We start from the raw sequence: 371 nt of genomic DNA on the forward strand, positions 1-371 counted from the left end.
CTGGGAAGGTACGTCGGAGATTCAGCGACATATTATTTCGCGGGCGCTGCTGCGTCCGTTCGGAGCTTAGAGCATGATGCGCCAAAGCTGGGATCCGGCTTTGGACGGGATCATGCTCAAACGAAAAGATGACCATGCATAAACTTGAACGTCTCCTGCGCCCGAAATCGATCGCCGTGTTCGGCGGGGCGCAGGCCGCCGCCGTCGTGGCGCAATCGATCAAGATGGGCTTTGCCGGCGAAATCTGGCCGGTGCATCCGACCAAGGACGAGGTCGCCGGCCGCAAGGCGTACCGCTCCGTCGCCGACCTGCCTGGAGCGCCGGACGCCGCCTTTGTCGGCGTCAACCGGCATCTCACCATCGAGGTGATC

Annotated in this window: 1 protein-coding gene; it reads left to right on the forward strand. The window is 62.3% G+C overall.

Annotated elements, in window-relative coordinates; genetic code table 11:
* Positions 1–134: 134 nt before the first annotated feature.
* Positions 135–371: CoA-binding protein (locus tag EN859_RS35880; RefSeq protein ID WP_189502519.1), on the forward strand; the 237-nt coding region annotated here is incomplete at its 3' end.

It is taken from the genome of Mesorhizobium sp. M00.F.Ca.ET.216.01.1.1, from assembly GCF_004010325.2.
In the GTDB taxonomy this organism is placed as follows: domain Bacteria; phylum Pseudomonadota; class Alphaproteobacteria; order Rhizobiales; family Rhizobiaceae; genus Mesorhizobium.